This window comes from Methylobacterium platani, assembly GCF_001653715.1.
GTDB classification, from domain to species: domain Bacteria; phylum Pseudomonadota; class Alphaproteobacteria; order Rhizobiales; family Beijerinckiaceae; genus Methylobacterium; species Methylobacterium platani.
Window position 1 is genome coordinate 184907 of sequence record NZ_LWHQ01000022.1, and the last position, 6538, is coordinate 191444.

The 6538-nt window shown below is 67.8% G+C and carries 5 protein-coding genes; 1 reads left to right on the forward strand and 4 read right to left on the reverse strand.

Annotation, left to right across the window (positions count from 1 at the left end; genetic code table 11):
- Positions 1-298: 298 nt before the first annotated feature.
- The 3 genes from A5481_RS13430 to A5481_RS13440 form a co-directional block, all read right to left on the reverse strand.
- Positions 299-1213: an asparaginase domain-containing protein gene (locus A5481_RS13430; protein WP_245298640.1), complete on the reverse strand. Its 915-nt coding sequence runs from the start codon at positions 1211-1213 to the stop codon at positions 299-301.
- 72 nt (positions 1214-1285) lie between these two features.
- Complete coding sequence (locus A5481_RS13435) at positions 1286-2263, reverse strand: ornithine cyclodeaminase family protein (protein ID WP_048436907.1); 978 nt, start codon at positions 2261-2263, stop codon at positions 1286-1288.
- On the reverse strand, positions 2247-2903 hold the full coding sequence (locus A5481_RS13440; protein WP_048436908.1) for a helix-turn-helix transcriptional regulator: 657 nt from the start codon (positions 2901-2903) through the stop codon (positions 2247-2249). The genes A5481_RS13435 and A5481_RS13440 overlap by 17 nt, the downstream gene beginning before the upstream one ends.
- A gap of 1267 nt (positions 2904-4170) precedes the next feature.
- Between A5481_RS13440 and A5481_RS13445 the strand changes: the two genes are divergently transcribed.
- Positions 4171-5151 carry a helix-turn-helix domain-containing protein gene (locus A5481_RS13445; RefSeq protein WP_048436909.1) on the forward strand — a complete coding sequence of 327 codons (981 nt, stop codon included), beginning with the start codon at positions 4171-4173 and terminating at the stop codon, positions 5149-5151.
- Between the two features lie 15 nt (positions 5152-5166).
- On the opposite strand, the gene A5481_RS13450 is transcribed toward A5481_RS13445, so the two are convergent.
- Entirely contained in the window at positions 5167-6159 is a 993-nt protein-coding gene (locus tag A5481_RS13450; RefSeq protein ID WP_048436910.1) for a helix-turn-helix domain-containing protein, read from the reverse strand.
- Between the last annotated feature and the right edge of the window lie 379 nt (positions 6160-6538).

The following is a 6538-nucleotide window of genomic DNA, read 5'->3' on the forward strand; positions in this document are numbered from 1 at the left end:
CGCGGTGTCGTGGACCGTGGTGAAGGAGAGACCGTTCGTGCCCGCCACGCCAGCGCCGCGCCCCCGCCCGAACAGATCGACCCACCTCGTCACGATCGGCCTGGTGGCCGTTCCGGCGACCGACGACGCGGTCGGTTCAGCCTGACGGCCGGTGACCGTCCCCGGGTCGGGAGGCAGGAGAGCCCCCGGTCCGGCGCCCACACCGCTCGGTGTCGGGAGCCGGACCCGGGCGACTCTCGGGGCGCCAGGAACGAAGGTCGGGATGCCACGCGCCGGGCCGAGCCCGGCCGTTTCGCGCTCAGGCGAGCCGTTCGCCGCGGGCTTTCGCGCGGCCCAGTTCCGCGACCAGCCGGATCCGCGCCTTCGACGCATTGAGGCCCTCGTAGCCCTCGACCGTCAGCCCGAGGGCACTCGCATCCTCGTAGGCGTATTTGGCGACCTCCGCGTTCACGCGGAACCCGTGAAGGCAGCGCGTCGACAGGATGACGGGCACGCACGACGCGGCTTGGCGCAGGATGGCTCGCGTCCCGGTCGAGAAGCCGCCCGCCCCCTTGCCCGCGACGACGATGCCGTCGAGGCTCGTCACATCCGGGAAGCCGACGAGGGGGCCGAACGTTTCCGTCACGATCGCCACGCGGGCATCGAGATCCGCAACGTCCAGATCGGCGAAACTCTCCGTGCCGCCGTCCTGGCCCGTGAGCGTCGCCAGATCGGCATCGATCCAGCCCCGGATCGCCGTCTCCGGCCCGAAGGGCTGGTGGGCCTGCGGCCAGATCTTGGCGATGGCGGCAGGGTCGAAGATCCGCCCGGCAAAGGCTACGAGTGGACCGGTCCGCCGCGGCAGGGCGCGGGCAAGCGTGGCCGCATCGGTGAGGTTGCGGGCCCCGTCGGAATGGGCCGCGCCGCCCGGGAACGCCGCGCCGGTCACGACGACCGGCCGGTCGCGATCGAGCAGGAGCGTTGCCGCGTAGGCGACATCCTCCAGCGCGTCCGTGCCGCAGCAGAGGACGAAGGCGTCGCTCTCGCGGTCCTGCCGCATCGTCTCCCGCACCCGGCCGATCGACGCGAAATCCAGTTCGGAGCTGTCGACCGGCTCGACGTCGTGCGTGATCCATTCCGTCGACCCTACCCAGGCGGCCAGGTCGCGAGCCCGCAGGCGGTCGATGGTGCCGTCGTCGCGATAGCGCTCCGTGATCGTGCCGCCGCAATTCAAGAGCCCGATTTTCATGATGGATGGCCTGTGATCGTCAGGGTGCCGTTTCGTCTCTGGAAACCCGGGCCGCCCTCACCAGGGCCAGGGGATCTGCGTCCCGTGCCCCTCCTCGATCGCGCGCCGGTAGAGCATGCGGGCGACCGTCAGGTCCTGCAGGGCCAGTCCCGTCATGTCGAACACCGTGAGATCCGTCTCCGTCCGGGCGATCGGCTCCGTGCCGGCGAGGAGGTCGCCGAACTCGACGACATCGTGCGTGTCCGCCCATTGTCCCTCGCCGATCTGCCGGTGCTGCTCGCGGTCGTCGACGAAGACGCGGGCCCGCCCGAGCAGGCCGGCCGGCAGTTCGCGCTTGCCTCTGGTGTCCGTGCCGACGGCATTGACGTGCGTCCCGGGGCGGACCGCGTCGGCGGAGAAGAGCGGGCCGCCGCCGGGCGTCGCCGTGATGACGATGTCGCTCGCGGCGACGGCGGCATCCGGATCGGTGACGTGGATCGCCGCGCAACGGCCTGCGAGCGCGGCCTCGAAGGCAGGGTCCGGAATCCCCCGGGAGGTCGCGTAACGCACCTCCACGATGGCCGGCAGGAGGTCCAGGGCCAGGTCGAGCTGGACCCTGGCCTGGATGCCGGTCCCGAAGACGCAGAGGCGGGTGCTGTCGGGGCGGGCGAGGAGTTCCAGGCCGAGCCGTCCGGCCGCGCCGGTGCGGGCCGTCGTGATGGCGTTGCCGTCGATCAGGCAGGTCGGCCGACCCGACGCCGGATCGAACAGCATCACGGTCGCCTGATGCGGCTCGCCGCCACGGCTCCGGTTCTGCGGCCAGAACCCGGCGGCCTTGAAGCCCAGCAGAGCCTGGGCCTCAACGTCGCCCGACTTGATGCCGAACACGCCGCCGGTGGCGAGACGCTCGCGCACGACGGGGAACAGGCGGCCCTGCCCCTGGCTGTGAAGCAGGAACGCCTCGCGAACGGACGCGAGGACCGCGTCCGGGGTCAGGAGCGGCTGGACCTGCGGACCCGCGAGCAGGAGGAGGTGGGCCTCACTTGGCGCTGGCATACACCGTGGCACGGGACACTCCGAGATGGGCGGCGATGACATCGGAGGCGTGCCGCACGTGCAGGCATCCGGCATCCTTGAGCTCGCGCAGCAGGATCCGGCGATCATCGGTCTTCAGGGCGCGGGGCGTCGTCGCGCGCTGCGCCGCGAACTCGTCGATCCGGGCCCGGATGGCCTCGGGGCCGGCAGGGTTCAGCGACTCGCGCGTACCGTCCTGCGTCTCGATGCGGGTGAACCGCCCGACCAGGCTCTGCATCGCCTGGAACAACGTCAGGTCGACATTCAGGCACAGAGCGGCGACATATGTTCCGTCAGGCCCCTTGATGCCGATCGACGTGCTCTTGGCCTGGCGCCCATCGGCGAACGTGTTCGCGTAGTTCGCGACGACCTGAGGATAGTCCGGGTCGGCGATGCGTGCGAGCCCGAGCTCCGTCGCCGGCTGGCCGACCTGACGACCCGAGAGGTTGTTGTGGATCGCGAGGATCGCGTTCTTCGGATCGGTGAGGTCATGCACGACCACTTCACAGAACGGCGCGAACGTGTCGCCGAGACCCTGCGCGATGGTCTTGACCTGCTCGAGGAGATCGCGGGACTCACGTCCCGCCTGCCTCTGATCTCGGGACGGCGGTTTCCTGCTCACGGCTCTTGACCTCTGCGCCATCGCGGCGGCTGCGCCCGATCGGACCTGCGATCGGTTGTGGCGATGGATACGGCGGTCTCGTGGTCGCATCGATCGCGTGACTCCTGGACGGTTTGTCCAGAGTGATCGCCATGCCTCACCTCGGCCCGAGGCGGGACGGACCGATCGACACGGCTCTCGACACCGCCGCTGGCGCCACACGTCCGGAAGAGAGAATGAGAGGTCGAATCCCCGCACGCATCGGGGCGCTTTACGCAGATTGAAACGCGGATCATCGTTCGAGAGGGCAGGCGCATCGACCGTGCGACATCCCATCTGCCCGCCATGCCGTCTGACGACGACTTTCCCTCGTCACCGAGGCACGGCGTCTCCGGCCGCGGCAATTGCTGGACCTCATGGCGAAACTCTCCGGCAAGCCGGCTTGAAATCGTGCTTGCCGTTATATCCAGATCTGTACGATATGTCCAGAAGCGGCGCGGTCGGAACCGGGGTGCTGCGTTCGGGCGGCAAGAGGGAGAGACGCGATGAGATCGTGGGTGTCGGCTCTTGGGATCTGCGGTATCGCGTCGGCTGCGACCTCCTCATGGGGACATGCCTGTCCTTGAGGCTCGCGATTTCGTTTGCCCTCGACCTCTTCGACAAGCGCATGGCACCGGTGCAGCGATGACGGCGATCTCCGGCTCCCGGTTCCGCACGACCCTGCCGGCGGCCTGCGCGACGCGGATGCGCGGGCTGGCCGCCGCCGCCCGGGCGCGACCGCGCGACGCGATGACCACCCTCATCGTCGCGATCCTCCTCGCACGCCGGCATCCATCAGCACGATCCCGCCTGGGATGCCGGCATCAAGGGCGACCCCGGATCTGATCGAGGGCGATCTCGGGCCGAGTGCGGAAACTGACGTCGTCCGGCAGCCCGGCCTTTCCCCCCGGGCATGATTCCGACACTCGCGGCGCCATCGCGACTTCGTGACGCAGCAAGACCAGGAGCCTGCCTTCCGTAAGGTCGGCTTCCACCGCCAATCGAGATCCAAGACCGGAGGTACGTTGCGGAAGCCGACCATCAACAATGTTTTAGGACTCTGTGTGCGCTCATCGATAAACCCGGCTACGTCCCGACAGGCCTGGCCAAGCGATCGGGTATCCGACCGAACACGCCCATCTCCGCTCAGGCCGATCCGGAGCGGCATCGATCATACGGGCCGGACCAATCGGCCCATGCGCCCGCGCGGACCGAGGTTCCGAGCGGGACGGCTTGGTAAGGAATGCCAATGCGAACGATTTTTCAGTCGGACGATCTGAAATCACGCAACAAATTTAAAACTTATCGCGAAATCGCTCGCGAACATTTTGTGCCAAGCGAAATCAGAAAAGCCGGAAATGGGATTTTCAGCGCGCATCTGGAAGCGGCCGATATTGGCGATCTACTGATTACACGAGCGAGCGTGAGTGGGCAGATCGTGAGTCTGACGCCCCAGACGATCCGTCGTCACAACAAGCACGACAAGCTGGGCGTGACCATCAGGCTGTCCGGCACGGCGCGCAGCAGCCAATACGATCGTTGCGCCATCCAGCAGCCCGGTGACCTGATCGTGCTCGACAGCGACAAGCCTGCACTGTTTGAATATTTGGAGGAAACAGGATCGATTTACATCGAATTGCCCCGCAGGGCAGTCGAAAGCGTGCTTGGTGCGGCGCCTCTCTACGCAGGTCTGATCGTCGAGAGCAGCCTGCCAGAGACGTCCCTGGTCCAGACCTTCTTCAGCGACCTGATCGGCATGCACGAGCAGCTCGGACCGGACATCGCCGACCGCATGGCCGGCATCGGCGCCGACCTCATCGTCGCCGGCCTCGCCGCGCGCCTGGGGCGGGGTACGCCGCGCGATCTCCAGGGCAACGTCACGGTGCAGCGGGCCAAGGCCTACGTCTCCGCCAACTTGAGCGACCCGACCCTCGACCCGGCCCGGATCGCCGCGGCGGTCGGGGTCTCCCTGCCGCATCTGCAGCACCTGTTCCACGAGCGCGGGCGCGACGTCCCGGACTGGCTCCGGCAGCGCCGGCTCGCCCTCGCCGCCCGCAGGCTCACGGATCCGAGGTACGCGCATCTCTCGATCGCAGTCCTCGCCGAGCGCTGCGGGTTTCCCAGCCCGACCCGATTCAGCCGCCAATTCAAGAGCCGCTTCGACGTGCCGCCGGGCGAGTACCGGCGGGCCACGCTGCGATCAGACGATTCGAGCGCGGGCGGCGCCTGAGCACGGTCTTCCAAGTCAGCGTGACGGGAGCGGCAGGTGCTGCAGATCCGGCCGCGATCGCGTGGCGAGCCTGACCCGGTACTCGCTCGGCGTCATGCCGTGCAGGGCCTTGAAGCGGCGCGAGAAATGCGCCTGATCGGCGAAGCCGCAGCTCTGCGCGACGGCCCCGATCGACAGGTGGGCGCATCCGGGATCGACCAGGCGCTTCTCCGCGGTCCTCAGCCGGCGGAACCAGATGTAGTCGGAGATGTTGCTGTCGCGCTCGGCGAACAGCTCCTGCAGCCGGCGCAGCGACAGGCCGATCGCGGCGGCGAGCGTCGGCGGATCGAGGCTGCGATCGCCGAGATGAGCCTTGATGTAGGCCTTGGCGCGCTGGACCGCGACGGTGCCGTGCAGCGGCCGGGGCACCTCCTGTGCCAGGCGCTCGGCGACGCCGGCCACGATCAGGTCGACGGCGATCGACCCCATGCGGGTCGCGCTATCCGGCGCGAGCTGTGAGCTCAACCGGGTCAATTGCTGGATGAAGCCCGTCGCCATCTGGGTGGAGCCGAGATCCGCACCGATCGTCAGCCCGAGATAACGCCGCGTTGAGCCGAACGCGATCTCCAGGCGCTCGCGCGGGACCTCGACGAACAAGGTCTGGCTGTCCGTCAGGGTCGTCCTGACATTCGGCCGCCAGTCGAGGAGCAGGATATCGCCCGCACGCTGCACGGATTCCCGGCCGTCCTGCACGGTCGTCGACACGCCGCGCTCCTTGAAGATCACCGGGATCGTATCACCCTTGTCGCAACGTCGATGGGCCGCCGCAGTCGTCTCGGACCGGAAGGCGCCTTGGGTGACGCGAGACAGGCGAAGCGGGCCGACCGCAGCAGCGTCGAAGGTCGCTTGGAAAGGGCCGTCACCGAGTCGCTCGATCTCGATCGGCAGGAGCTGCGCATTCAACAGCTCCTGCCAACGCCTGAATCCTTGCTGGGGCGATTGGTTGACGGTTGAGAATATCTGCTGCATGCCAATCAACAACCGACACGACGTGCCCTGATCAGGATTGCCCGAAGGCGGTGCGCTGTGTTTACTCCAAAAATGCCGAATGACGTTTCGTCACATTCATCGCCAGCCCTGCGAGATCGCGCGCCTCGGCCTCGCGCGGATCGTCCGGGGAGAGCCTGACGGCATGGCGTCGTGATAGAGGTCATGAACGGCGCAGTGTCGGGCCGGACGAGGGCGCGCGGCTCGAGCAGATCGCCGGAGGTCAATAACAGCATTCCAGTCCAGATTCCGGCATCTATAAACAATATAGGCAGCTGGCCGGGAGCATATGGACACCCGAAGGCCACGGTACACGACACCGCGACCTCGGCCCGACCCCAGGGGCGGACGATCCTCGTGA